Consider the following 23,584-nt stretch of genomic DNA (forward strand, 5'->3'; position numbering starts at 1 on the left):
ATATAGGTTAAATAAGCCTTGCTTGCCGCTCGCCCCCGGTTCCTCTATTGGCGCGCCACCTGTCGCTTTTCCGGACGATTTCCCGATGCTGATGAAGCCCCTGCGCGGTCTCTACGAATGGACCATGGACAAGGCGGCGCATCCGCACGCCGTGTGGTGGCTGGCGCTCTTCTGCTTCATGGAAGCGAGCTTCTTTCCTGTACCGCCGCATCCGTTGCTCGGCCTGATGTGCCTGGCCGAACCGAAAAAGGCGATCCGCTTCGGCACTGTGGCCACCCTGTCCTCGGTCGCGGGCGGCCTGCTCGGCTACGCGATCGGCTGGGGCTTGTGGGATTCGGTGGGGGCGCAGCTGATCGGCCTGTTGGGCATGACCGACAGTTTCCCGGTCGCGGCCTGTTACCTGCGCGAATTCGACTTCGAAGCGATCCTGATCGCGGGCGCGACGCCGGTGCCGTTCAAACTGCTGACCATCGCATCGGGCTTCGTCGGCATGAATCTGGTGACCTTCGTGCTCGCCAGCATTGTGGGCCGGGGGATGATCTTTTTCACCGTCGGCGTGCTGTTCCGCGTGTTCGGCGCGCCGATCAAGCGCTTCATCGACGAATATCTGGGCCTCGTCACGATCGCCTTCGTCGCGCTGGTGGTGGGCGGCGTGTTCGTGCTGACCATGGTCGGCAGCGGCGAGGAAGACCCGACTGATGTGTGCGCGGGCGCAACCTACGAAAGCCTGGGGCTGGAAGGATGAGCGACGCGCCGTTCGAGCCGGACCTTGCAAGGCGGCTCGCGGCCGAGGCGATCGGGAGTTTCTTCCTGTTCGCGGGCGTCTTGGGCTCGGGCGTGATGGCGGAAACGCTCAGCGGCGGTAATATCGGAATCGCGCTGCTCGCCAACACGATCGCCACCGGTGCGATCCTTTACGTGCTGATCGCCATGCTCGGCCCTTATTCCGGCGCGCATTTCAATCCGGCAGTAACGCTGGCCTTTGCGCTGCGGCGCGAATTTCTCTGGCGCGATGTCCTGCCCTATGCGCTCGTCCAGATCGTCGGCGGCGTGCTGGGGGCTTTCGCCGTCCATCTGATGTTCGATCTGCCGATCCTGCAACTCGCGACCAAAGCGCGCGAGGGGACCGGACAGCTTGCGGCGGAAGCGATTGCAAGCTTCGGCCTGATCTTCACGATCATCGTAACGCTGCGACGCCTGCCCGCATCGGTCCCGGCCAGCGTGGCGCTCTATATCAGCGCGGCCTATTGGTTCACATCTTCGACCAGTTTCGCCAATCCGGCGATAACGCTGGTCCGCAGTCTGAGCGACACATTCGCCGGAATCGCTCCCGCCGACGTGCCCGGTTTCATCGCCGCACAGATCGTGGGGATGTTGCTGGCGGTGGTTGCAGGCGGATGGCTAACAGCCGATCCGCCCACTAGACAAACGGATGGCTAACAGCCGGTCGGCCCACCAGACAGGCGGACGGCTAACAGCCGATCCGCCCGCAGTTCAGAGGTTGAGCGACCTCAGCCGGTGAATTCGGTTTCCAGCGTGATTTCGCAGGTCAACAGCTTGGAAATCGGGCAGCCCTTCTTGGCTTCGGCGGCGAGCTCCTCGAACTTCGCCTTGTCGAGACCGGGGACATTGCCCTTGAGGTGCAGGGCCGACTTGGTGACGGAAAATCCGTCGCCGTCCTTTTCGAGGCTGACCTTCGCTTCGGTTTCCAGCGTGCCGTCCTCGTGCCCGGCATCGGCCAGCTTGAAGGCCAGCGCCATGGTGAAGCAGCTGGCGTGGGCCGCCGCGATCAGTTCTTCGGGATTGGTGCCCGCACCGTCTTCGAAGCGGGTGTTGAAGCCATAGGGCTGATCGGACAGCGCGCCCGATTCGCTGGACACATGGCCCTTGCCCGATTTGCCGAGGCCTTCGTATTTCGCGTGTCCGGATTTAACGATCGTCATAAAAATCTCCTTGTTCAGGAGATCAGACGTTCGGCAAAGCGCGGAGTTCCGCGCGTTTCGGTTCCGCTGCGGCTCAGATGATCCCGACGGCCTTGCCCGCCTTCTCGAAAATCGAGAGAATCTGTTCGACCTCATCGCTCGAATGTTCGGCGCATAGCGAGCAGCGTAGCAGCGTCATGTTTGCGGGCGTTGCGGGCGGGCGGGCGAGATTGACGTAGAGGCCGTTCTCGATCAGCGCCTCCCACATCGCCGCACCCTGTTCGAGGTCGGGCATGATGACGGCGATGATCGCGCTTTCGGCTTCCTTCGTGCCGAGTTCGAAGCCGAGTTCCCGCAGGCCCTTGTGGAGCGTGCGGGAATTTTCCCACAGATGCGCGCGCTTGTTGCCGCCATGCTTGAGCTTGCGGATCGAGGTCGCCGCAGTGGCGACCACGCTGGGCGGAAGCGATGCGGTGAAGACGTAGGGGCGGCAGACCAGCCGCATGATTTCGAATTTGGGGTGATTCGACACGCAGAAGCCGCCGACTGTGCCCACGCTTTTCGAAAACGTACCGATCACGAAATCGACCTGGTCAAGCACGCCCTGATCCTCGGCCACGCCGCGGCCGTTTTCGCCGATGAAGCCCATCGAATGCGCCTCGTCGACGAGGACCATCGCGCCGTGTTCCTTGGCGACGCGGATCATCTCCTTCAGCGGCGCGGTGTCGCCCAGCATCGAATAGACGCCTTCGAGAATGACCAGCTTGCCCGCATCAGCGGGAATGCGCTTGAGGCGTTTTTCCATCGCCTCGATATCGTTGTGCTTGAAGGGCACGACTTCGGCCTTGCCCATCGCGCATCCGTCCCAGATGCTGGCGTGGGAATCGATATCGAGCACGACGTAATCGCCCTTGCCAGCGATCGTGCTGATGATGCCGAGATTGGCCTGATAGCCGGTGGAAAAGACCATCGCGTGGTCCATCCCGTAGAAATCGCGCAGCGCCTCCTCGCATTCTTTGTGGCCCTGATAGGTGCCGTTGAGAACGCGGCTGCCGGTGGTCCCCGATCCGAAATCGGCGAGCGCCTGCTTGCCCGCTTCGAGCACATCGGGATCGAAGGTCATCCCCATGTAATTGTAAGTGCCGAGCAGGATCGTCTCGCGCCCGTTGCAGATCGCGCGGGTGGGGGAGAGCACCTGCTCCATCACCAGATTGAACGGATCCTCGCGCCCCTGTGAAAGCAGGCCTTCGCGCATCGCAATGATGTCGTCGAACTTGGAGAACAGGTCCGTCTCGCCGCCTTCTGGCGTTCGGGCCGAGGTTTCGGGACGGTCGGGCTGGGCGATGCCTTCGCTCATCGTCGGATCAATCCTTGCCGGCGTGAAGCTTGGTCACGGCGTCGACCAATTGGCCGTAGGTCTCGATCTCGGCCTGCTGGTTCATCGAGATGATGATGTCGAACTCGTCCTCGATCGCGGCGACGAAATCCATCACCGTCAGGCTGTCGAATTCGAGATCGTTCGCAAAGGTCGTGTCGTCCGTGATCGTCACGCCCTTGGTGTTGAAGGGTTCGATCAGCGTGCGGATGCGGGCATCGGTTTCGGCGCGGTCCATGACAAAGGTCCAGTTCAATGAGTGGACGCGAAGGATCGCGTCGGTTGGTGGCGGGACAAGCGCAAGGGTGGAGGATTTGTCAAGCGCACTCGCATGGTGCGCCACGGCAAACGGTTGAAATTGCTGGCCAGCCAATCGCTCGTCGTTCAATCGTCCAGCAGGCCGCGCACGGCCCGCATGAACGGGCCGATCGAAACCGGTTTGGCCAGATAATCGCTCGCGCCCGCATCGCGGATACGCTCCTCGTCGCCCTTGCCCGCATAGGCCGTGACGGCAAGGATGGGCGTGGGCGCAAGCCGCGCATCGGCCTTCAGGCCCGCAATCAGATCGACGCCCGATACGTTGGGAAGCTGGATATCCATGATGACCAGCTCGGGCAGGAATTTGGTCGCAGTGGAGAGTACGTCCTGGCCGTCGGCTACGGGCACGACCTCGTATCCGTTCGCTTTTAGCACGTCGCAAAAGAGTTTGCGGTTGAGATCGTTGTCCTCGACAACCATTATCCGCTTGGCCACGGCATCGCTCCTATCCGGTGCCGCCCCTAGAGATTTCCGCGGAGACTGACAATCGATCCCAATTCGCCATTCCCCGCCAAGGCCAGCGCCGATGGCGTAACGGCACAGGACCGCGCGAGCGCGCTGGCTCTCGGCGCGCTGGGATGGGCGCTGGAGGATGCGCGCCGCGCCGAACGCCTGCTCGACCTGACCGGGCTGAGCGCACAGGAATTGCGCACCGGCCTGGGCGATCCCGCCGTGTTGGGCGCCGTGCTCGATTTCCTCGCCAATCACGAACCCGATCTGATCGCCTGCGCCGAAGCGCTCGAGACCGAGCCTGCCCAGTTGATCCATGCCGCAAAGGTCCTGAATTCATGAACCGCCCCCTGATCGTTTCCGATTGCGACGAAGTGCTGCTGCACATGGTCGCCCATTTCCGCGACTGGCTGGGGGAGGAGCACGCCGTGGATTTCCGGATGGACGGCGATTTCGGCAATGCGCTGACCCGGCGTGGATCGGGCGAAATCGTGCCGCAGGAAGAGGTCTGGACGCTGCTGGGCGGGTTCTTCGATACCCAGATGGATCGCCAGAAGCCGATCGAGGGCGCGCTCAAGGCGATCGACACCTTGTCGAACCATGCCGACGTCGTGATCCTGACCAATCTCGTCGACAAGCGGCAGGAGCGGCGGCGCGAGCAATTGCTGGCCCATGGGCTGGATGCGCGGGTCTTCACCAATCAGGGGCCGAAGGGCCCGGCCTTGCAGCGCATTCTCGACGAATACCGGCCGAGCCGCGCGATCTTCATCGACGATCTGCCGCAGCACCACCAATCCGCGCGCGAAACCTTCGGCAAGGACATCACCACGCTGCATCTGGTCGGCGAACCGCTGGTCGCGCCGCATATCGCCTGCGCGCACCGGGCCGGTCACGCCGATGCGCGGATCGACGACTGGGCCAGCGCCTTGCCCTGGCTGATGGAACAACTGGAAAAGGAACCCGCATGAGCGCCTCCAAGACTATTGCCGACCGCCTCAGGGAACTCGGCATCACGCTGCCCAAGGCCGCCGCGCCGGTGGCGAGCTATCAGCCGCTCGTGGTGCAGGGGAACCAGTGCTATCTTTCGGGGCAATTGCCGTTCGTGGATGGCGAACTGGTAACCGGAAAGCTCGGCGCGGACGTCACGCTCGAACGCGGCCAGGAAGCGGCGCGGGCCTGCGGCCTGATGATCCTGGCGCAACTCGAAGCGCACGATCTGCTCGAACGGGTCGAGCGGGTGGTCAAGCTGGGCGGTTTCGTCGCCAGCGTGCCCGATTTCACCGACCAGCCCAAGGTGGTGAACGGTGCATCCGACCTGATGGCCGAAGTGTTCGGCGACAAGGGCAAGCATGCCCGCAGCGCGGTCGGCGTGCCCGTCCTTCCGCTGAACGCCGCTGTGGAAGTGGACGCCGTCCTTGCTCTTTCGGGCGCTTGACCGGCTGCTGACCCGCGCGCCCGATCCGGCCCGCGTGGCGTGGATCGGGCAGTGGACCTACGCGCATCGCGGGCTACACAAGCCCGGCGTGCCGGAAAACTCGCTGGCGGCCTTCGCCGGAGCGATCGCTGCCGGGTACGGGATCGAATGCGACATTCAACGCAGCCGCGATGGCGAAGCGATGCTGCTGCACGATTGGGAGCTGGAGCGGCTGACCGGCATGACCGGGCCGATCGCCGCGCACTCCGCCGAAGAGCTGGCCCAGATCGCCTATCTCGACAGCGAACACCGGATCGCGCGCCTTGCCGACCTGTTGGATTTGGTCGCGGGCCAGGTGCCGATCCTGATCGAGATCAAGTCGCGCGCCCGCTACAATGTCGCCAAGACCTGCCGCGCGGTGCGCAAGGCGCTGGAAGGCTATCCCGGCCCCTGTGCGGTGATGAGCTTCGATCCGCGCGTCGCCCGCTGGTTCCGCGCGCATAATTCGAAAACGCCGCTGGGCCTTGTGATCAAGGAGACGGATGACGGATCGACGCCGCATCGCTGGCAGCGCCATCTGGCCTTCTGGACCGCGCGGCCCGATTTCGTCGCTTACGATATTCGCGCTCTGCCCAATCGCTTCGCGACCGATCTGCGCGCGCGCGGCTTCCCGCTGCCAAGCTGGACGGTCGATACGCCGCATAAGTTCGAACGCGCGATGGAGCATGCCGATGCGCCCATCGCGGAGGGCAACGGGTTCCCGACCGCCGAACCGCAAGAGCGCGCGGCGTGAGCGATCGTATCGCCAAGATCGGCGGATCGGTGGGCGCGTTTGCGGCGGAGGAATGGGATGCGCTGGCGGGCGGCAATCCCTTCGTCAGCCACGCTTTCCTCACCGCGCTCGAGGATTCGGGCAGCGTCGGGCCGGGCACAGGCTGGCAGAGCGCACCGATTGTGATCGAGAGTGAAGATGGCGGTCTGCTGGCCGCGCTGCCCGCCTATCTCAAGGGCCACAGCCAGGGCGAATACGTGTTCGACCACGCCTGGGCCGATGCGTATCAGCGGGCGGGCGGCGATTACTATCCCAAGCTCCAGATCGCCGCGCCTTTCACCCCCGCCACGGGGCCGCGCCTGCTCCTGTCGGACGACAGCCTTGCGCGCCCGCTTCTCGCCGCGGCGGAGCAGGTGTGCGCGCAGAACCATTTCAGTTCGGCACATGCGACCTTTATCGAGCCCGGGCAGGTGCCCCTGTTCGAAGCAGCGGGATGGATGACGCGGCGCGACATCCAGTATCACTGGCACAATCGCGGATACGAGGATTTCGACGGATTCCTGGGCGAGCTCGCCTCGCGCAAGCGGCGTGCGCTCAGGAAGGAACGCGCCGCCGCCCAAAGCGAAGTGCGGATCGAGCGATTGCGCGGCGATGCCATTCGTCCCGAACACTGGGACGCGTTCTGGATCTTCTATCAGGACACCGGCGCGCGCAAATGGGGCAGCCCCTATCTGACTCGCGCGGCCTTCGACCTGTTTCAGGAAAGAATGGGCGAGGCGCTTTTGCTGGTGCTCGCCTTCGACGGCGACGAGCCGATCGCGGGCGCGCTCAATTTCATCGGACCCGCCAAGGATGGGGGCGCGCTTTACGGGCGCTATTGGGGCTGCACGCGCGATGTGCGCTTCCTGCATTTCGAACTGTGCTATTATCAGGCGATCGACGCGGCGATCGAATTGGGCCTGGCCCGCGTCGAAGCAGGTGCGCAGGGCGGCCACAAGCTGGCGCGCGGGTACGAACCGGTCGAAACGATCTCCGCGCACTGGATCGCCGATCCCGGCTTTTCGGCGGCGGTGGAGGATTTCCTCGAACGCGAACGCCAGGGCGTCGCCATCGAGAAACTGCATCTGGAAGAGCTGACGCCCTTCAAAAAAGGCTAGGGCCGAGGCCCCAAACGCTCAGGCGGCGCGGCGTTCGATCGCCAGCCATTCGCGCGCGCGGCGCTGGGCTTCGGCGATTTCGCGCGCGGTCATCTCTTCGGAGATATCGGCCCGGCACATCGTGGCGGCTTCGTGTCCGCGCGATGCGGCGATGTTGAACCATTTATGCGCCTCGACGAGATCGCAGGTCACACCGTGGCTGCCGGTCGAAAAGGCGACGCCGAGATCGTAGATGGCATCGAGGCTGCCGCTCGAAAACGCGGCGAGGCATTCGGCCACCAGCGCATCCGCCTGCGGGCCTTGGAGAACGGTAGCATTGCCGCCGTCGATCGAAGTGAAGTGCATGGCTCTTCCCCTGTTCGTGCCGGTAACCCCATTACCGGTCATTCCGGTTCTGTCCGAACATGGTCAACAAACAGTTAACGCCAATTCGATTATTCCATGGGAAAGCCGGGGAAGCGCCCGAATTGGCAGGGATTGCCGCTTGTGCCGCATCGGGCCGCGCCCTATAGGCCGCGCCCGACGGACCTCGCTTTCGGGGGGCCGGGGCCGGGAGCCGGAGAGGGCTTGCGGAATGGGCCGGGTTTCGCGGATGGTGGTGGTCCGCCCGTCAGGGTAGGATAGAGGTGCCGATGGTCGCCACGTTAGCTGTGGATCAGGAAAAACTGGCCCGGATCAAACGGTCCGTGGGCGAAGATTACGTCCCGAGCGACGATGAGGAATATATGGACGAGCGGCAGCTCGACTATTTCCGCATGCTGTTGCTCGAATGGAAGAAATCCATCCACGACGCCGCCGAAGGCACGCTGCAGAATTTGCAGGACGGGCCGCTGCGTGAACCCGATCTCAACGATCGCGCCTCCAGCGAAACCGATTGGGGCATCGAATTGCGCACACGCGACCGGCAGCGCAAGCTGATCGCCAAGATCGATAGCGCCCTGCGCCGGATCGATGCGGGCGAATACGGCTATTGCGAGAAGACCGGCGATCCGATCGGCCTCAGGCGGCTGATCGCCCGCCCGGTGGCCACCATGACCGTGGAAGCGCAGGAAGCGCACGAACGGCGCGAAAAGATCTCGCGCGACGACTGAGCAACCGCGTAAAAATTCTGTGGCTTACCTTTTGTTGAGAGTTGGGCCCTAGAACCGGCGCGAAGCGTAAAAAGGAAGAGCCCCGACGATGTCTGCAGTCGACACCAGGAATGTCAGCCGGGACAGCCTGTTTCTGATGGCCGACATCCAGATCGAGGGACGCAGCGATGCGGTGCGCGCCAAGGTGCGCAATCTTTCGGCTGGCGGCATGATGGCCGATGGCGATTTCTCGGTCGAACGCGGCACGCGGCTGGTGGTCGATCTTCGCCATGTCGGCCATGTTTCGGGCACCGTCGCCTGGGTGCAGGACAGCCGGATCGGCATCGCCTTCGATAAGGAAATCGATCCCAAACAGGTGCGCGCGCGCGTCGGGGTGAGCGAATCGATCGTTCCCACCCATATCCGAACCGCGCCCGCCTTCACCGATCCGCAGAGCGGAAAACGTCGCTTGTGAAGCGAACGGGGGTCCTTGAAAGGGGTCTCCGGCGGCTTCTTCTTCCGGCGATAACGCGACGGTGCTAGCAGGGCAGGCCCATCATGCTGCTTTGCTCCCATTCTTTTCCTTTCGGCCCAGTCGCCCGTCGCGCCGTTTTCGCGATAGCCGCGAGCCTCTCGCTCGCCGCCTGCAATTCGGCGACCGATGACGGCGTGATCGATGTCGCGATCGTCGGCTCGGACGAGGCGATGCGCGCGCCGGGGCTTCGCCTGTCCTTCGCTGCCCAGCATCTGCGCGCCGCCACCGCCCAGGGGCTGGTGCGGCTGGATGCGAACGGACTGGTGGTGCCGGGTATCGCCGAACGCTGGATCGTCACCGATGACGGGGCGAGCTATATCTTCCGCATTCGCGAATTCGATCTGCCGGGCGGCGGGCGTCTGACGGCGCAGGCGGTGCGCGATTCGCTCCGGCGGACCATGACCCGGCTCGATGGAACCTCGCTCGGCCTCGATTTGGAGCGAGTGCGCGATATTCGCGCGATGACCGGGCGCGTCGTCGAAATCCGGCTCGACGGCCCGATGCCCGAACTGCTGCAATTGCTGGCCCAGCCCGAACTCGGCCTCGCCGTGGGCGATGCGCCGCTCGGCCCGATGCAAGCGGCAGTTGCAGATGCGGACGAAGCGGCGGAACCGCTGGAGGGGATCTATCTCGAAGCCATGCCGCCAGAACTTCGCGGCCTGCCGAGCCAGCCGGAATGGGACGAAGGCGTGCGCCCCGTCCGTCTCGTCGCCACCGATGCGCGCGATGCGGTCGCCGGTTTCTCGCGTGGGCTTTACGACGTGGTGCTGGGCGGGACGATCGTCGATTTCCCGCTCGCCGAGGTTGGGCCCCTGTCGCGCGGCGCCATCCGGCTGGACGCGGCGGCCGGCCTGTTCGGACTCGATATCCGCTCGCGCGAGGGTTTCCTTAGCGAAGCGAGCAATCGCGACGCTCTCATCATGGCGATCGACCGGCCGAGCCTGATCGCGGCCTTCAATGTCGGCGGCTGGACGCCAAGCGAGCGGATCGTTCCGCCTGCCCTTCCGTCCGAAACCGGGGCCGCCGCTACCGATGCCGCCGGAACGCCCGCCTGGAGCGCGCTTGATCTGGGCGAGCGCCGCGCCGAGGCTGCGTCGCGCGTCGCGGACTATCGATCCGCCACGGCGGGCGCGCCGATTTCGCTTCGCATCGGCATGCCCAAAGGCCCCGGTGCGGATATACTGTTCAGGGCACTCCAATCGCAGTTTGCCGAGATCGGTATTGCCACGGTGCGTGTGGCGATGGACGAGCAGCCCGACCTCGCGCTTCGCGAACGCATCGCGCGCTATAGCGGTGCGCAGTGGTTCCTCAACCAGTTCGATTGCGCGGTCAGCCGGGCGGTCTGTTCCGAAGACGTCGATTTCCTGCTCGATCTGGCGCGCGATTCGTCGACGCCCGAGGAGCAGGCGAGCTACCTTGCCGAAGCCGAAGCGGCGCTGGTCGCGCTTTCGGTCTATATCCCGTTCGGCCCGCCGATCCGCTGGTCGATGGTGCGCGGCGACGTGACAGGCTTTGCCGAAAACCCGTGGGGCCTCCATCCCTTGTTCCCGCTCTCGGGCGCTCCCATCTAGGGACGGTATGACCAGCGACGACAAACCTCTCGACGGTTCGACGCCCAAGCGTCCGGTTCCCTATCGGCCCGATCCCTCCGAAACGCCGCCGGGTGCGGAGCGCCTGCGGCCTCTGGGGATCGACCTGCCGACAGGTAACGATCCGATCTCGATCCGCCGCCGGGTCGAGGCGCTGGAACTCATTCTCGAGCGCAGCTTCCGCATTCCGGGGACGAATTATCCGGTCGGGCTCGATGCGATCATCGGGCTGGTGCCAGTGGTCGGCGATCTGATCGCCGCTGCGATGAGTGCCTATATCGTGTGGGAAGGCAAGAATCTCGGCATGCCGAAATGGAAGCTGTGGCGCATGGGCGGCAATATCGCCATCGATACCGCGATCGGTGCAATCCCGCTGGTGGGCGATGCGTTCGACCTCGCCTTCCGCTCGAACACGAAAAACCTCCGGATCATCCGCAAGCATCTCGACAAGCACCACCCGGCGGCGCGCACTCTCGACCGTTAGGGCGGCGCCCGCTAGGGCTCGGGAGCATGGCGCAAGACGTAACCTATTCCTCCTATCTCGATCTCGACCGCATTCTGGCGGCGCAGCACCCGGTGTCGGGCGCGCATGACGAGATGCTGTTCATCATCGTTCACCAGGCCAGCGAATTGTGGCTGAAGCTGTGCCTGCATGAATTGCACGAAGCGCGCGAATGCGTGATCGCGGACGATCTGCGCCCGGCCTTCAAGATGCTGGCTCGCGTAGCCCGCGCGCAGGGGCAATTGATCCAGAGCTGGGATGTGCTGAGCACCATGACCCCACACGATTATTCGACCGTCCGCCCGCATCTTGGCGGATCGAGCGGGTTTCAAAGCGCGCAGTACCGGATGATGGAATTCCTCCTCGGCGGGCGCAATCCGGACATGGTGACGATGCACGAGGCAGTGCCGCAAGTGGCCGAAGACCTGCGCGCCGAGCTGGGCCGGCCAAGCATTTATGCCGAAGTCGTCGCTCTGCTGGCGCGGCGCGGCTTCGCCATTCCCGATAGCGTGCTGGCCCGCGATCATGTCGACAGTTGGGAGCATAGCGAGGCCGTCGAAGCGGCCTGGGCCGCCATCTATCGCAATCCGCAGGACTTCTGGGATCTCTACGAACTCGCCGAAAAGCTGGTCGATCTCGAATACCATTTCCAGCGCTGGCGCTTCGGCCATCTGAAAACCGTGGAGCGCATAATCGGCTTCAAGAAAGGCACCGGGGGAACGCCTGGCGTGCCCTATCTGGCGGGCGTATTGAAGCAGGCCTTCTTCCCCGAACTGCTCAGTGTGAGGACCGCGATATGAGCGAACGGCGCATCTGGGACATCTCGCAGACATTGCGTCCCGAGCTGCCGGTCTGGCCGGGCGATACGGCGTTTTCGTTCGAGCGGACCTGGAAGATGGAGGACAGCTCGCCCGTCAATGTCGCTCGCATGACGATGAGCACGCATTCGGGCACGCATGCCGATGCGCCCCTGCATTATGCGGCGGACGGACTGGACGCGGCGGGCATGAATCTGTCGCCCTATCTGGGCGAATGTCTCGTGATCGATGCGCGCGGCGTTTCGAACGAGATCGACATCGGCGACCTGCCGCATATCGACAGCGCGGATCGCGTGCTGTTCCGTACCTGGGACGCATTCCCGCATGACGAATGGCGCAGCGACTGGCTGCCGATCGCGCCGGAGACGGTGGAATGGCTCGCCCTTCAGGGCGTCCGCCTGATCGGCACCGACGCGCCCAGCGTCGATCCGCAGGACAGCAAGACCATGGCTGCGCATCTCGCGGTGCTGGACCACGATCTGCGTATCCTCGAAGGGCTCGTTCTGGATGACGTGCCGGAGGGGCGCTACGAACTGATCGCCCTGCCGCTGAAAGTCGCGGGCGGGGATGCCGGCCTGTGCCGCGCCATTTTGAGAGAGCTGGCCTGATGTTCGACCGCGCAAGAGAGCTCGACGCCGCCGATCCGCTGGCGAGCTATCGCGACCGCTTCGTCCTGCCCGACGACACGATCTATCTCGACGGCAATTCCTTGGGCTGCCTGCCCAAGGACACGCCTGCCCGCATCGCCGAAGTGGTCGCGCATGAATGGGGCCGCGATCTTATCGGCAGCTGGAACACCGCCGACTGGATCGTGATGCCGCAACGCATCGGCGGCAAGATCGCGCCTTTGATCGGGGCCGCACCGCACGAGGTGATCGCCTGCGATACGGTCAGCGTGAACCTCTTCAAGCTGATCGCGGCGGCGCTGACAATGCAGCCCGGCCGCACGGTCGTGCTGAGCGAGCCGGGCAATTTCCCGACCGATCTCTACATGATCGAAGGCCTCGAACGGCAGGGCCTCGCCCAACGCCGCCTGGCCGAACGCGACCGGATCGCAGAAGCGCTCGACGGGGATGTCGCTTTGCTGCTCCTGACCCACACGCATTACAAGACCGGCGAGGTCTTCGACATGGCCGAGCTCACGAAAGCCGCGCACGCGGCGGGCGCGCTGGTCCTCTGGGATCTGTCGCATTCTGTCGGCGCGATGCCGGTCGATCTCGATGGGTGCGGGGCGGATTTCGCGGTCGGCTGCGGGTATAAATATCTGAACGGTGGCCCCGGCGCGCCTGCCTTCGCTTATGTCGCTCAGCGTCATCACGATGCGCTGGCCCAGCCGCTGACGGGCTGGATGGGCCATGCCAAACCCTTCGAATTTCTGGACGATTATACGCCCGCCCCCGGCACCGATCGCCTGTTATGCGGCACGCCGCCGATCCTGGGACTGTCGGCCCTCGAAGTCGGTGTCGACCTGATCGCCGAGATCGGGGTCGGGCGGCTTCATGAAAAATCGCAGGCGCTTTCCGAATTCTTCCGCGAATGTCTTGCGGATCGGGGAATCGACCTTGATCTGGTAAGCCCCGACGATCCGAAGCGGCGCGGCAGCCATCTGAGCTTTGCCCATGAAAACGCCTACGCGCTCAGCCAAGCCCTGATCGCGCGCGGCGTGATCGGGGATTTCCGCGATCCGGACATTCTGCGGCTCGGTTTCGCGCCGGCCTATCTCCGGTTCGAGGACATGGCCGAAGCGGCGCGGCATCTGGCCGAAGTGCTGGAGACCGGCGAATGGAAGCGCGCCGAATTCAGCGAACGATCCGCCGTGACCTGACGAATCTGGTAGAGGTTCGAAAGGGTGCGCGCCATCGCTTCACCGCAAGCCATGCTTTTCCCGTTTGACTAAGTATCTTAATTTCGCCACATTTACGGCATCCGTCAGTATCGACAGGATTAAAGGGGAATTTTCATGAAGTTCAACAAAATCGCTCTCGTCGCTTCGGCTTTCGCGTTCGCGGCTCTCGGCGGTTGCGCCGAAAGCGAGCAGGAAGCTCAGGAAGACCTGGTCGAGCAGCAGTACGAAGCCGGTGAAGACGTGCTCGAAGAGCAGGCCGACCTCGCCGAAGCTCAGGGCAACGAAGCGCAGGAAGAAGCTCTCGACGCGCAGGCCGACGCCATGGGCGAAATGGGCGACCAGGCGGAAGACGCCGTGGAAGCCGGTGCGGACACCACCGCGCAGTGAGCCTTGCGTCCTGCCGATCCGGCAGGTCGAAGCATTCGGGCGGCGTCGGTCTTGGGACCGGCGCCGCCTTTGTTTTTAGGCGGTGGGGGCAAGCGACAAGCCCTCCCGCCCGCTACTCTTCCAGTTCGATGTCCCAATAGAGCCAGTCCCGCCAGGTCTCGTGGAGATAGTTCGGAGGGAAGGCCTTGCCGTGCTGCTGCAATTGCCAGTGGGTCGGCCGGATGGGTTCGGCGTAAAGCTGCATGCCCGCCTGTTTCGGCGTGCGCCCGCCCTTCTTCATGTTGCAGGGCGCGCAGGCGGTGGCGATATTTTCCCAGCTCGTCTTGCCGCCAAGCCGCCGGGGCAGGACATGGTCGAAGGTGAGGTTCGCCTGGCTGCCGCAGAACTGGCACGCGAAGCGATCGCGCAGGAACAGGTTGAAGCGCGTAAAGGCGGGAAATTCGGACAGCTTCACATATTGCTTGAGCGCGATCACGCTCGGGATCTTCATGTCGAGATTGGGCGAATGGACCTCGCGCTCGTAACTCGCGATCACGTCCACCCGGTCGAGGAAGATCGCCTTGATCGCAGTCTGCCACGGCCACAGACTGAGCGGGTAGTAGGATAAAGGCGTGTAATCTGCGTTCAGCACCAGGCTGGGGCAGGATTGCAGGTTCCGCGTCGGATCGTCTCCGGCGCTGCGGAACCGTGCCGCCCGTTCGAGCAGCTCGCTCTTAAACATGGGTACCTGACACGATCACGCGCTCCTCCCCGATGCGTTGGAGAATGCACTCGCAGGAAAAAGCGTCAAGCCTGTTACGGACAGCCTATCCACAGACTTGTCCCATCCTCGTTGCGATGGCGTCCCTCCGCGTCAGCGTATAAAGTGCCGCCATGCCGGTCACGCGCTTCGCCCCCAGTCCCAACGGGCCGCTTCATCTCGGCCATGCCTTTTCGGCGATCACCGCGCGGGATCTGGCGGGCGAGGGCGGTCGGTTCCTGCTGCGGATCGAGGATATCGACGGCGCCCGCTCGCGCTCCGAATTGGCCGACGCCTTCCGGGCCGATCTCGACTGGCTGGGCCTGACTTGGGAGGAGGTCGCGCCGCAATCCGCGCGGCTCGCACATTACGAGGCGGCGGCGGCGCATTTGCGCGATTCGGGCCTGCTCTACCCCTGTTCGTGCACGCGCGCCGAAATCGCGGCGGACGCGCCGGGCAAAAGCGCGATGGGGGCGATCTATGGCGGGCGCTGCCGCAGGCACGGACCGGTGCCGGGGCGCCCGGTTTCCTGGCGGCTGGACGTGACTGCGGCGCTCGCACGCACCGGTCCTCTGTCATGGTTCGATGCGCGCGCGGGCGCGGTTCCGGCGCAGCCGGAAATGGTGGGCGATGTCGTCCTCGTCAGGAAGGACGAACCCGCCAGCTACCATCTCGCCGCCACGCTGGACGATGCGGCGGACGGGATTACGCTGGTCACGCGCGGCACGGACCTTTTCGAAGCGACGCATATCCACCGCCTGCTCCAGGCCCTGCTCGACCTGCCGGTCCCGCGCTGGGACCATCATCGGCTGCTGCTCGACGAAAGCGGCCGAAAGCTTGCAAAACGGCGCGGTTCGCCTTCGCTGGCGGACCGGCGCGCGGCGGGCGAGAATGGAATGTTGCTTGCCGAGCAACTGCGCTTGCACCGATTTCCGGCTGGAATTTCGCTCGGCAATCCCTAGATTTGGAGCATCATGACAACATTCCTCGTCCTCGTTCTCGTCGTCCTCATGGGACTGACCCTGTTCTCGCTGATCCGCGGAGTGGTGGCGTTCCTGAAAACCACCAAGATCGATCTGGAGACCGGGCAGGGCGAAACGGCGACCGATATGCAGCTGCTGCAGAACAAGATGATGTTCAACCGCATCAAATATCAGGCGCTCGCAGTCGTGGTGGTCGCGATCCTGCTCGCAGCCACGCGCTGATCGCACGCTCCAACCGATGGTAAAACTTAACAAAATCTACACCCGCACCGGTGACGACGGCACCACGGGCCTCGTCGATGGATCGCGCGCACCCAAGCACAGCGCGCGCATGGTCGCAGTCGGCGATGTGGACGAGGCGAACAGCGCCATCGGCCTTGCCGCTGCCGCACTGGGCGAGACGGATCGGGCCGACGCTCTCTTCCGCATCCAGAACGACCTGTTCGATCTCGGAGCCGATCTCGCGACACCCGCTGACGACGGCGAGGATTTCGAACCATCCGACATGGTGCTGCGCGTGGTTGCGGGCCAGGTTTCATGGCTCGAACAGGCCATCGATGCGGCGACCGCGCAGCTCGAGCCGCTGACCAGTTTCGTCCTTCCGGGCGGCAGCGAGAACGCCGCACGCCTCCATCTGGCGCGCGCAATCGTGCGCCGGGCCGAACGGTCGGTGGTCGCGCTTTCGAAAGAGGACGCGGTCAATCCCCAGGCGCTCGCCTATATCAACCGCCTCTCGGACTATCTCTTCGTCGCCGCGCGCCTTGCCAATGAGCAGGGCCGGGCAGACGTCAAATGGGTGCCGGGCGCCAACCGCTAGGCGCCGCTGGCAAATCCTTTCGTCCTTCGCTAGTGCAGCGCGATTGTTGCAGTTGCGAGGATAAAGCAGTCATGATCGATACAGTCGCCGTTATCGGTGCGGGCCAGATGGGTTCGGGCATCGCCCAGACCGTGGCCGCGCATGGCATGAAGGTGCTCCTCGCCGATATCGACCTCGCCACGGCGGAAAAGGCGCGCGGCGGCATCGACAAGGCGCTCGGCAGGCTGGTCGGCAAGGGCAAGCTCGAAATCGCGGACGCGGAAGCGACGCTCGCCCGGATCGAGGCGGTGGCGGATCACGCGCCGATGGAGCAGGCCGATCTGATCATCGAAGCCGCGACCGAGAAGGAAGCGGTCAAGAAGGCGATCTTCGAAAAGGCTGGCGAGCGGCTGGCGGCGGACGCGATCATGGCGTCGAACACCAGCTCCATCTCGATTACCCGTATGGCGAATTACGCGCCCGATCCGGCTCGCTTCATCGGCCTGCACTTCTTCAATCCGGTGCCGGTGATGCAGCTGATCGAGGTTATTCCGGGGCTGGCGACGAACGAGACCGTTACCGAACGGACCTGCGCCTTCGCTCGCGCTCTCGGCAAGGAAGTGGTGCTGAGCCAGGACGAGCCCGGCTTCGTCGTCAATCGGATCCTGTTGCCGATGATCAACGAGGCGGTGTTCGTATTGGGCCAGTCCACGGCGGGGATCGCGGATATCGACAAGGGCTGCCGCCTCGGCCTCAACCATCCGATGGGGCCGCTGCAACTGGCCGATTTCGTCGGGCTCGACACCTGTCTCGACATCATCCGCGTGCTTCACGAAACCACGGGCGACACCAAGTACCGGCCCGCGCCGCTGCTGGTGAAATATGTCGAAGCCGGCTGGCTCGGTCGCAAGACCGGGCGCGGTTTCTACGATTATTCGGGCGAGGAACCCGTTCCGACGCGGTGATTGGCCATCGGGGCGGGAACGCGCGAGCGCGCCCGCTCGTTCAGGCGGAAAGGAGAATTTCCGCGATGAGCGATACGAAGAAAAGCAATCCCGACAATCCACTGAAGGTCAATGGCGTCGGCGAAAGCCAGGAAGCGCGCCAGGCCGATCTCGCGCCCGAAACGCATAATGACGAGCAGGACGATCACCGCGCACAGGCGCAGGAGATCGCGCAGGACGCACAGGAGCTGACGCCCAAGACCGGCAGCCCGACCGAAAGCGTGAAGAGCGACAATTCTTCGGGCCTCCTGGGCGATTCGACGCAGGATACCGTCGATCACATGCGCGACATGGAAAGCTCGGGCCGGGTCGATATGGACGCGTATAAAGGCGAGCCCAATCACGACGACAATGTCGACAAATACGGCAAGGACAAGAAGCTCGACGGCCTGCGCGGCGACGGGACCTGATCCTCTAGCCTAGTTGTTCGGCGCCGGGGGCCTTGCGTCCTTGGGGTCGAGCGTGCGCGGGGGTATCCGCTCGTTCGTCTGATTGAAGTCGGACGGGTCGAGCCCCATCGACGCGGGCGGCGTGAAAACGGGGCCCGGCGCTTGAAAACCGGGCGCTTCGACCCGCCGTTCGAGCCCATCCGACCGGGCGGGCAGGCTTGCTGCGGGCGGCGGAGGCGGTTCCGGGCTGTACCATGCGGGCTTGGGCATCGTGCCGCTGGCCTTCTGAGCCTCGGCCTGTTCCTGCACCTTGCCGAGGACGCCGGGCGAATCCTCTTCGCCGACCATGACCACGACGATGGCGAGGATCGCTCCGATCCCGGCGAGCGCCTTTCCGTGCGTTTGCAGAATGCCGTCCATAGTGGCCCGACACTATCGGCGAGCCCTTACGATTCGGTATCCGCAGCTTCGGCTTTGAGCGCATAGAGCGTGTCGAGAGCCTCACGCGGGGCGAGCGCATCCAGATCCAGTTCGAGGAGCCTGTCCCGCAGCGTGTCGCGCCGGGGTTCGGGCTCTTCGGCCATGGCGGCGAACAGCGGCAGATCGCCGAGCCCCGCTGCCAGGCCGCCGGTCTTCTCGCGCGCCTTCTCCAGCCGGTCGAGCACCGATTTCGCGCGCTTGAGGACAGACGGCGGTACGCCCGCCAGGCGCGCTACCGCGATCCCGTAGCTGCGATCGGCCGGTCCGCGCGCAAGCTCGTGCAGCAGGACGAGATCGCCCTTCCATTCGCGCGCGCGCACATGATGCAGGCTCAACGCCTCGCAGCTTTCGGCAAGGCGCGACAATTCGTGATAATGCGTCGCGAACAGGCAGCGGCATTTGAGCGTCTCGTGCACTGCCTCCACCACTGCCCAGGCCAGCGCCATCCCGTCATAGGTCGAGGTGCCGCGCCCGACCTCGTCGAGGATCACGAAACTGCGCGCCGTCGCCTGGGCGAGAATGGCGGCGGTTTCGACCATCTCGACCATGAAGGTGGAGCGCCCGCGTGCCAGATTATCCGACGCGCCGACACGGCTGAACAACCGATCCGCGATGCCGATCCGGGCCGCTTCGGCAGGAACGAAACTGCCCGCCTGCGCCAGCAGGAGGATCAGCGCGTTCTGCCGCAAGAACGTCGATTTGCCGCCCATGTTCGGCCCGCCGATCAGCCACAGGCGATCGTCGGCGCCGAGCGTGCAATCATTGGCGACGAAGCGGTCGCCGCTCTTCGCCAGCGCTTCCTCCACCACCGGATGGCGGCCTCCGGTGATATCCAGACAGGGTTCGTCCACGATATCGGGCCGCGCCCAGCCGCTTTCCGCCGCGCGTTCGGCCAAGGCCGCGCTCACATCCACGCGGGCCAGCGCCGCCGCGGTTGCCGCGATAGCCTCGCGCGCGTCCACCACCTCGCCGATCAGAGTCTCGAAATGCGCGTCTTCGGCGGCGAGGGCGTGGGCGCCCGCCTCGGCGATGCGAGTCGCTTCTTCGTGCAGGCCCAGCGAATTGAACCGCACCGCGCCCGCCATCGTCTGGCGGTGGGTGAAGCCGCTATCCGCCGCCATCAATTTGTCGCCGTGCTTGGCAGGCACTTCGATGAAATAGCCCAGCACCTTGTTGTGCTTGATCTTGAGCGTGGGCGTCCCGGTCTCGTCGCGATATTTAGCTTCGAGCGCAGCGATGGCGCGGCGTGCATTGCCGCTGGTTTCGCGCAGGGCATCGAGCGCGTGATCGTACCCGCTTGCGATAAAGCCGCCCTGACCGCGCTCGGTCGACGGGGAGGGGACGAGCGCGCGGTCGAGATGGTCGGTCAGCGCGCCGTGGCCGCCGAGTTTTTCCGCCTCGCCAGCCAGCAGGGCGGGGAGATCGGCGCTGCTGAGCAACAGGTCGCGCACGCGCCGTGCCTCGGCCAGCCCGTCGCGGATCTGACCGAGATCGCGCGGTGACCCACGCCCCGCGACCAGCCGCCCGAGCGCGCGTCCGATATCCGGCGCCCCGCGCATCAGCGCGCGCAGATCGGCGCGCAGCAGGGGATCGTCATGGAGATGCCGCACCGCCAGCAGGCGCGCTTCGATCGCGGTCCGCTCGGCGAGCGGCGCGGCAAGATCTTCGGCCAATTGGCGCGATCCCGCCCCTGTCGAACAGCGATCGACGCAGGCGAGCAGGCTGCCCGCGCGCGCGCCGTTTTGCGCTTCCAGGATTTCCAGCGATCCGCGCGTCGCCGCATCCATCGCCAATTGAGCGGTGCCCGCGCGCATGACCGGGGGCAGCAGCAGGGGCAGATTGCCGCGGCCCGCATGGTCGAGATAGGCAATCAGCCCGGCTGCGGCGGCCAGCATCGGGCGAGTGAAAGCACCCATTCCATCCAGCGTTGCGACACCGTGAAGCGCCTTCAGCCGCGCTTCGCCGTCTTCGCTGCGGAATTCCGATCGCTCGCGCACGGTCGCATCGGAGGGGGCCGCATCCCAATCGTCGGGCACGACAGTCTCGCGCGCGCCCAGCCGCGCCAGAGCGGCGTCGACTGCATCCGGCGCGCAGTCTTCCAGTACTATGCGCCCGGTCGAAATGTCGCAGGCCGCGATCCCCACGGCCTCGCGCAAGGGGGCCAGCGCCACCAGCACATTGGCGCTGCGCGGGTCGAGCAGCGCCTCCTCGGTCAGCGTGCCCGCCGTCACGAAACGGACGATATCGCGCGCCACCAGTGCCTTCGAACTTGGCGTGCCTTCGCGTTTCGCCCGCGCCTTGGCCTCGTCCGGCGTTTCGATCTGTTCGGCGATCGCAACCCGCTCGCCCGCCTTGATCAGGCGCGCCAGATACCCTTCCGCCGCGTGGACCGGCACGCCGCACATCGGCACGGGTTCGCCCCCGCTCTCGCCCCGGCTGGTCAGCGCGATGTCGAGGATGGCGGCGGCGCGCCGCGCATCGTCGAAGAACAATTCGAAGAAATCGCCCATGCGATAGAACAGCAGCGCGCCTTCGGCCTGGCGCTTGAGCGCACGATATTGCTGCATCATCGGAGTGTCGCCGCCGGCCATGCCCGCGCTCGTGCCAAGCCCTGACCGATTCGGGAAGCGGTGCGGACGTGCTTTCCCCTAGTGCTTCCCTGTCTGCGCGGTTAGGGCACGCGGACACGTACAGATTTAGGAGCCATCATGGCGGACGAAAAACAGGCCGGTTTCACCGCGCGCGAAGCGCTGTTCTATCACGAGACCATCCGGCCCGGTAAAATCGAGATCGTCGCGTCCAAGCCCATGGCGACGCAGCGCGATCTTTCGCTCGCCTATTCGCCCGGCGTGGCCGCTCCGGTGGAAGAGATCGCCAAGGATCCCGCCAACGCCGCGAAATACACCGCGCGCTCGAACCTCGTGGCGGTGATTTCGAACGGCACCGCCATTCTCGGCCTCGGCAATCTGGGCGCGCTCGCGTCGAAGCCGGTGATGGAAGGCAAGGCGGTCCTCTTCAAGCGCTTCGCCGACGTCGATTCGATCGATCTGGAACTCGATACCGAGGATCCCGACAAGTTCATCGAAGCGGTCGCGCTGATGGAGCCGAGCTTCGGCGGCATCAATCTGGAAGACATCGCCGCGCCCGAATGCTTCATCATCGAACAGGCCCTGCGCGAGCGGATGAACATCCCCGTCATGCATGACGACCAGCACGGCACCGCGATCATCGCGGCGGCCGGCCTCATCAATGCCTGCGAAGTGACCGGCCGCAAGCTCTCCGACTGCAAGATGGTGGTCAACGGCGCGGGCGCCTCCGCGCTGGCCTGCACGGCGCTGGTGAAGGCGATGGGAATGAAGCACGAAAACGTGATCGTGTGCGACCGTTCCGGCCCGATCTATCCGGGCCGCAAGGATGTCGATCAGTGGAAGAGCGCGCATGCGGTCGAAACCGAAGCGCGCAGTCTGGAAGAAGCGCTCGACGGGGCGGATATCTTTCTCGGCCTGTCGGCAGCCGGGGCTCTCAAGCCCGAATGGGTCGCCAAGATGGCGGACAAGCCGATCATCTTCGCCATGGCCAATCCCACGCCCGAGATCATGCCCGAAGAGGCCAAGGCCGTGCGTCCCGATGCGATCATCGCCACGGGCCGCTCGGACTATCCCAACCAGGTCAACAACGTGCTGGGCTTCCCCTTCATCTTCCGCGGCGCACTCGACGTGCGGGCGACCGCGATCAACGAAGAGATGAAGATCGCTGCCGCGCAGGCCATCGCCAAGCTGGCGCGCGAGCGCGTGCCCGAGGAAGTCGCCGCCGCCTATGGCGTTACGCACCAGTTCGGCACCGATTACATCATCCCCGCCCCGTTCGATCCGCGCCTGATCGAGGTGGTGTCGAGCGCGGTCGCCAAGGCGGCGATGGACAGTGGAGTGGCGCTGGACCGGATCGAGGACTGGGACGAATACCGGATGAGCCTCAAGGCCCGGCTCAATCCGACGACCGCGGCGCTCACCAATATCTACGAACTGGCGCGCAAGGAGCCGCGCCGGATGGTCTTCGCCGAAGCGGAAGAGGAAGTGGTGCTGCGCGCCGCGATCCAGTTCCGCGATTTCGGCTATGGCACGCCGATCTTGGTCGGCCGCACCGAAAAGGTGCGCGAGAAGCTGGTCGAACTGGCGGTGGACGATCCCGACGACTGGATCATCGAGAATTCCAAGCTGTCCGACAAGATCCCCGCCATGGTGGACTATCTCTACAAGCGGTTGCAGCGCCGCGGCTATACGGAGCGCGATGTCGGCCGCATGGTCAATCAGGAGCGCAACGTGTTCGCCGCGCTGCTGGTCGCGCTGGGCCATGGCGACGGGATGATTTCGGGTCTCACGCGCACTTTCGCCCAGACCGCGCGCGAGATCGGGCGGGTGCTCGATTCCAAGCCCGGCGCGATCCCCTTCGGCATCCATATGATGATCGGCAAGAACCACACCACCTTCATGGCCGACACCACGATCAATGAGCGTCCGACGGCGGAGGAGCTGGCCTATATCGCCCGCGAGACCGCGCAGGTCGCCAAGCGGATGGGGCACGAGCCGCGCGTCGCCTTCCTGTCCTATTCGACCTTCGGGAATCCGAGCGGCCAATGGCTGGAAAACATCCGCAACGCGGTCGCTCTGCTCGATGCGGAAAATCCCGGCTTCGAATATGAAGGCGAAATGGCGCCCGATGCCGCGCTCAATCCCAAGGTGATGGCGCTTTATCCGTTCAGCCGCCTGTCGGGCCCGGCGAATGTCCTCATCATGCCGGGGCTTCAGTCCGCCAATTTGAGCGCCAAGCTGCTGCGCGAACTGGGCGGGGATGCGACCATCGGGCCGATGATGATCGGCATGGAAAAGCCGGTCCAGATCGCCCCGATGACCGCGATCGCCCCCGATGTCCTGACGCTCGCCGTATTGGCGAGCGCCGGAGTGGTCGGCTGATGTTACAGGACGCCTTTGTGGACGGGGGCTATTCTTCGCATCGGTGTTAGATCGGTGTTCACAATACA

At 64.7% G+C, this 23,584-nt stretch carries 29 protein-coding genes; 21 read left to right on the top strand and 8 right to left on the bottom strand.

What is annotated here, in order from left to right:
- Window positions 1-85: 85 nt before the first annotated feature.
- Window positions 86-745 (top strand): DedA family protein, encoded by a 660-nt coding sequence (locus tag J7347_RS11405; RefSeq protein ID WP_209162236.1) that lies wholly within the window; start codon window positions 86-88, stop codon window positions 743-745.
- Entirely contained in the window at window positions 742-1,440 is a 699-nt protein-coding gene (locus J7347_RS11410) for an MIP/aquaporin family protein (RefSeq protein WP_209162237.1), read from the top strand. The genes J7347_RS11405 and J7347_RS11410 overlap by 4 nt, the downstream gene beginning before the upstream one ends.
- A 71-nt stretch (window positions 1,441-1,511) precedes the next feature.
- Here the strand turns inward: J7347_RS11410 and J7347_RS11415 are convergent, their stop codons facing one another.
- From J7347_RS11415 to J7347_RS11430, 4 genes are all read right to left on the bottom strand, one after another.
- Window positions 1,512-1,943, bottom strand: a complete 432-nt coding sequence (locus J7347_RS11415; RefSeq protein WP_067685054.1) for an OsmC family protein — start codon at window positions 1,941-1,943, stop codon at window positions 1,512-1,514.
- A 73-nt stretch (window positions 1,944-2,016) separates the two neighbouring features.
- Window positions 2,017-3,279 (bottom strand): aminotransferase class I/II-fold pyridoxal phosphate-dependent enzyme, encoded by a 1,263-nt coding sequence (locus J7347_RS11420; RefSeq protein ID WP_209162238.1) that lies wholly within the window; start codon window positions 3,277-3,279, stop codon window positions 2,017-2,019.
- 7 nt (window positions 3,280-3,286) lie between these two features.
- Window positions 3,287-3,535 carry an acyl carrier protein gene (locus J7347_RS11425; RefSeq protein ID WP_209162239.1) on the bottom strand — a complete coding sequence of 83 codons (249 nt, stop codon included), beginning with the start codon at window positions 3,533-3,535 and terminating at the stop codon, window positions 3,287-3,289.
- A 146-nt stretch (window positions 3,536-3,681) separates the two neighbouring features.
- Window positions 3,682-4,050 (bottom strand): response regulator, encoded by a 369-nt coding sequence (locus J7347_RS11430; protein ID WP_209162482.1) that lies wholly within the window; start codon window positions 4,048-4,050, stop codon window positions 3,682-3,684.
- A 123-nt stretch (window positions 4,051-4,173) separates the two neighbouring features.
- On the opposite strand from J7347_RS11430, the gene J7347_RS11435 reads away from it, so the two are divergent.
- From J7347_RS11435 to J7347_RS11455, 5 genes are read left to right on the top strand one after another with little or no spacing between them, the layout of a single operon-like run.
- On the top strand, window positions 4,174-4,407 hold the full coding sequence (locus tag J7347_RS11435) for a DUF3572 family protein (RefSeq protein ID WP_245174081.1): 234 nt from the start codon (window positions 4,174-4,176) through the stop codon (window positions 4,405-4,407).
- Window positions 4,404-5,033 carry an HAD family hydrolase gene (locus tag J7347_RS11440; RefSeq protein WP_209162240.1) on the top strand — a complete coding sequence of 210 codons (630 nt, stop codon included), beginning with the start codon at window positions 4,404-4,406 and terminating at the stop codon, window positions 5,031-5,033. Before J7347_RS11435 ends, J7347_RS11440 begins: the two co-directional genes overlap by 4 nt.
- Complete coding sequence (locus J7347_RS11445) at window positions 5,030-5,500, top strand: RidA family protein (RefSeq protein ID WP_209162241.1); 471 nt, start codon at window positions 5,030-5,032, stop codon at window positions 5,498-5,500. Before J7347_RS11440 ends, J7347_RS11445 begins: the two co-directional genes overlap by 4 nt.
- Complete coding sequence (locus J7347_RS11450) at window positions 5,481-6,272, top strand: glycerophosphodiester phosphodiesterase family protein (RefSeq protein WP_209162242.1); 792 nt, start codon at window positions 5,481-5,483, stop codon at window positions 6,270-6,272. The genes J7347_RS11445 and J7347_RS11450 overlap by 20 nt, the downstream gene beginning before the upstream one ends.
- Window positions 6,269-7,408, top strand: a complete 1,140-nt coding sequence (locus tag J7347_RS11455) for a GNAT family N-acetyltransferase (protein WP_209162243.1) — start codon at window positions 6,269-6,271, stop codon at window positions 7,406-7,408. Before J7347_RS11450 ends, J7347_RS11455 begins: the two co-directional genes overlap by 4 nt.
- Window positions 7,409-7,426: 18 nt before the next feature.
- Here the strand turns inward: J7347_RS11455 and J7347_RS11460 are convergent, their stop codons facing one another.
- Entirely contained in the window at window positions 7,427-7,753 is a 327-nt protein-coding gene (locus J7347_RS11460; RefSeq protein WP_067679320.1) for a sel1 repeat family protein, read from the bottom strand.
- A gap of 287 nt (window positions 7,754-8,040) precedes the next feature.
- Between J7347_RS11460 and dksA the strand changes: the two genes are divergently transcribed.
- From dksA to J7347_RS11500, 8 genes are all read left to right on the top strand, one after another.
- Complete coding sequence (dksA, locus tag J7347_RS11465) at window positions 8,041-8,499, top strand: RNA polymerase-binding protein DksA (RefSeq protein ID WP_067679317.1); 459 nt, start codon at window positions 8,041-8,043, stop codon at window positions 8,497-8,499.
- 88 nt (window positions 8,500-8,587) lie between these two features.
- Window positions 8,588-8,953 (top strand): PilZ domain-containing protein, encoded by a 366-nt coding sequence (locus tag J7347_RS11470; RefSeq protein ID WP_067679314.1) that lies wholly within the window; start codon window positions 8,588-8,590, stop codon window positions 8,951-8,953.
- A gap of 83 nt (window positions 8,954-9,036) precedes the next feature.
- Window positions 9,037-10,584: a hypothetical protein gene (locus tag J7347_RS11475; protein ID WP_067679311.1), complete on the top strand. Its 1,548-nt coding sequence runs from the start codon at window positions 9,037-9,039 to the stop codon at window positions 10,582-10,584.
- 7 nt (window positions 10,585-10,591) lie between these two features.
- The gene (locus tag J7347_RS11480; RefSeq protein ID WP_209162244.1) at window positions 10,592-11,086 is read left to right on the top strand and encodes a DUF4112 domain-containing protein; all 495 of its coding nucleotides are present in this window, start codon (window positions 10,592-10,594) and stop codon (window positions 11,084-11,086) included.
- A gap of 26 nt (window positions 11,087-11,112) precedes the next feature.
- Window positions 11,113-11,904 carry a tryptophan 2,3-dioxygenase family protein gene (locus J7347_RS11485; protein WP_209162245.1) on the top strand — a complete coding sequence of 264 codons (792 nt, stop codon included), beginning with the start codon at window positions 11,113-11,115 and terminating at the stop codon, window positions 11,902-11,904.
- On the top strand, window positions 11,901-12,530 hold the full coding sequence (gene kynB, locus J7347_RS11490; protein ID WP_209162246.1) for an arylformamidase: 630 nt from the start codon (window positions 11,901-11,903) through the stop codon (window positions 12,528-12,530). The genes J7347_RS11485 and kynB overlap by 4 nt, the downstream gene beginning before the upstream one ends.
- Window positions 12,530-13,747: a kynureninase gene (gene kynU / locus J7347_RS11495; protein ID WP_209162247.1), complete on the top strand. Its 1,218-nt coding sequence runs from the start codon at window positions 12,530-12,532 to the stop codon at window positions 13,745-13,747. Before kynB ends, kynU begins: the two co-directional genes overlap by 1 nt.
- Window positions 13,748-13,882: 135 nt before the next feature.
- A complete protein-coding gene (locus tag J7347_RS11500) occupies window positions 13,883-14,155 on the top strand; it encodes a hypothetical protein (RefSeq protein WP_067679299.1) in 273 nt (90 codons plus the stop codon).
- Between the two features lie 112 nt (window positions 14,156-14,267).
- Here J7347_RS11500 and J7347_RS11505 read toward each other — a convergent pair whose 3' ends face one another.
- Entirely contained in the window at window positions 14,268-14,876 is a 609-nt protein-coding gene (locus tag J7347_RS11505; protein WP_209162248.1) for an HNH endonuclease, read from the bottom strand.
- A gap of 152 nt (window positions 14,877-15,028) precedes the next feature.
- Between J7347_RS11505 and gluQRS the strand changes: the two genes are divergently transcribed.
- The 5 genes from gluQRS (at window position 15,029) to J7347_RS11530 (ending at window position 18,087) form a co-directional block, all read left to right on the top strand.
- Window positions 15,029-15,856 carry a tRNA glutamyl-Q(34) synthetase GluQRS gene (gene gluQRS / locus J7347_RS11510; RefSeq protein ID WP_209162249.1) on the top strand — a complete coding sequence of 276 codons (828 nt, stop codon included), beginning with the start codon at window positions 15,029-15,031 and terminating at the stop codon, window positions 15,854-15,856.
- A gap of 12 nt (window positions 15,857-15,868) precedes the next feature.
- Window positions 15,869-16,099, top strand: a complete 231-nt coding sequence (locus tag J7347_RS11515) for an HIG1 domain-containing protein (RefSeq protein ID WP_067679289.1) — start codon at window positions 15,869-15,871, stop codon at window positions 16,097-16,099.
- A gap of 16 nt (window positions 16,100-16,115) precedes the next feature.
- Window positions 16,116-16,694 (top strand): cob(I)yrinic acid a,c-diamide adenosyltransferase, encoded by a 579-nt coding sequence (locus tag J7347_RS11520; RefSeq protein WP_209162250.1) that lies wholly within the window; start codon window positions 16,116-16,118, stop codon window positions 16,692-16,694.
- Window positions 16,695-16,768: 74 nt separating this feature from the next.
- Window positions 16,769-17,638 (top strand): 3-hydroxyacyl-CoA dehydrogenase NAD-binding domain-containing protein, encoded by an 870-nt coding sequence (locus J7347_RS11525; protein WP_209162484.1) that lies wholly within the window; start codon window positions 16,769-16,771, stop codon window positions 17,636-17,638.
- A gap of 65 nt (window positions 17,639-17,703) precedes the next feature.
- Window positions 17,704-18,087: a hypothetical protein gene (locus J7347_RS11530; protein ID WP_209162251.1), complete on the top strand. Its 384-nt coding sequence runs from the start codon at window positions 17,704-17,706 to the stop codon at window positions 18,085-18,087.
- Between the two features lie 9 nt (window positions 18,088-18,096).
- On the opposite strand, the gene J7347_RS11535 is transcribed toward J7347_RS11530, so the two are convergent.
- Together J7347_RS11535 and mutS are read right to left on the bottom strand one after the other, a co-directional pair.
- Window positions 18,097-18,486, bottom strand: a complete 390-nt coding sequence (locus J7347_RS11535) for a hypothetical protein (RefSeq protein WP_209162252.1) — start codon at window positions 18,484-18,486, stop codon at window positions 18,097-18,099.
- Window positions 18,487-18,512: 26 nt separating this feature from the next.
- Window positions 18,513-21,137 (bottom strand): DNA mismatch repair protein MutS, encoded by a 2,625-nt coding sequence (gene mutS, locus J7347_RS11540; protein WP_209162253.1) that lies wholly within the window; start codon window positions 21,135-21,137, stop codon window positions 18,513-18,515.
- 117 nt (window positions 21,138-21,254) lie between these two features.
- Between mutS and J7347_RS11545 the strand changes: the two genes are divergently transcribed.
- Window positions 21,255-23,516, top strand: a complete 2,262-nt coding sequence (locus J7347_RS11545; RefSeq protein WP_067679275.1) for an NADP-dependent malic enzyme — start codon at window positions 21,255-21,257, stop codon at window positions 23,514-23,516.
- The last annotated feature ends 68 nt before the right edge of the window (window positions 23,517-23,584 follow it).

The organism is Erythrobacter sp. A6_0, assembly GCF_017744235.1.
In the GTDB taxonomy this organism is placed as follows: Bacteria; Pseudomonadota; Alphaproteobacteria; order Sphingomonadales; family Sphingomonadaceae; genus Qipengyuania.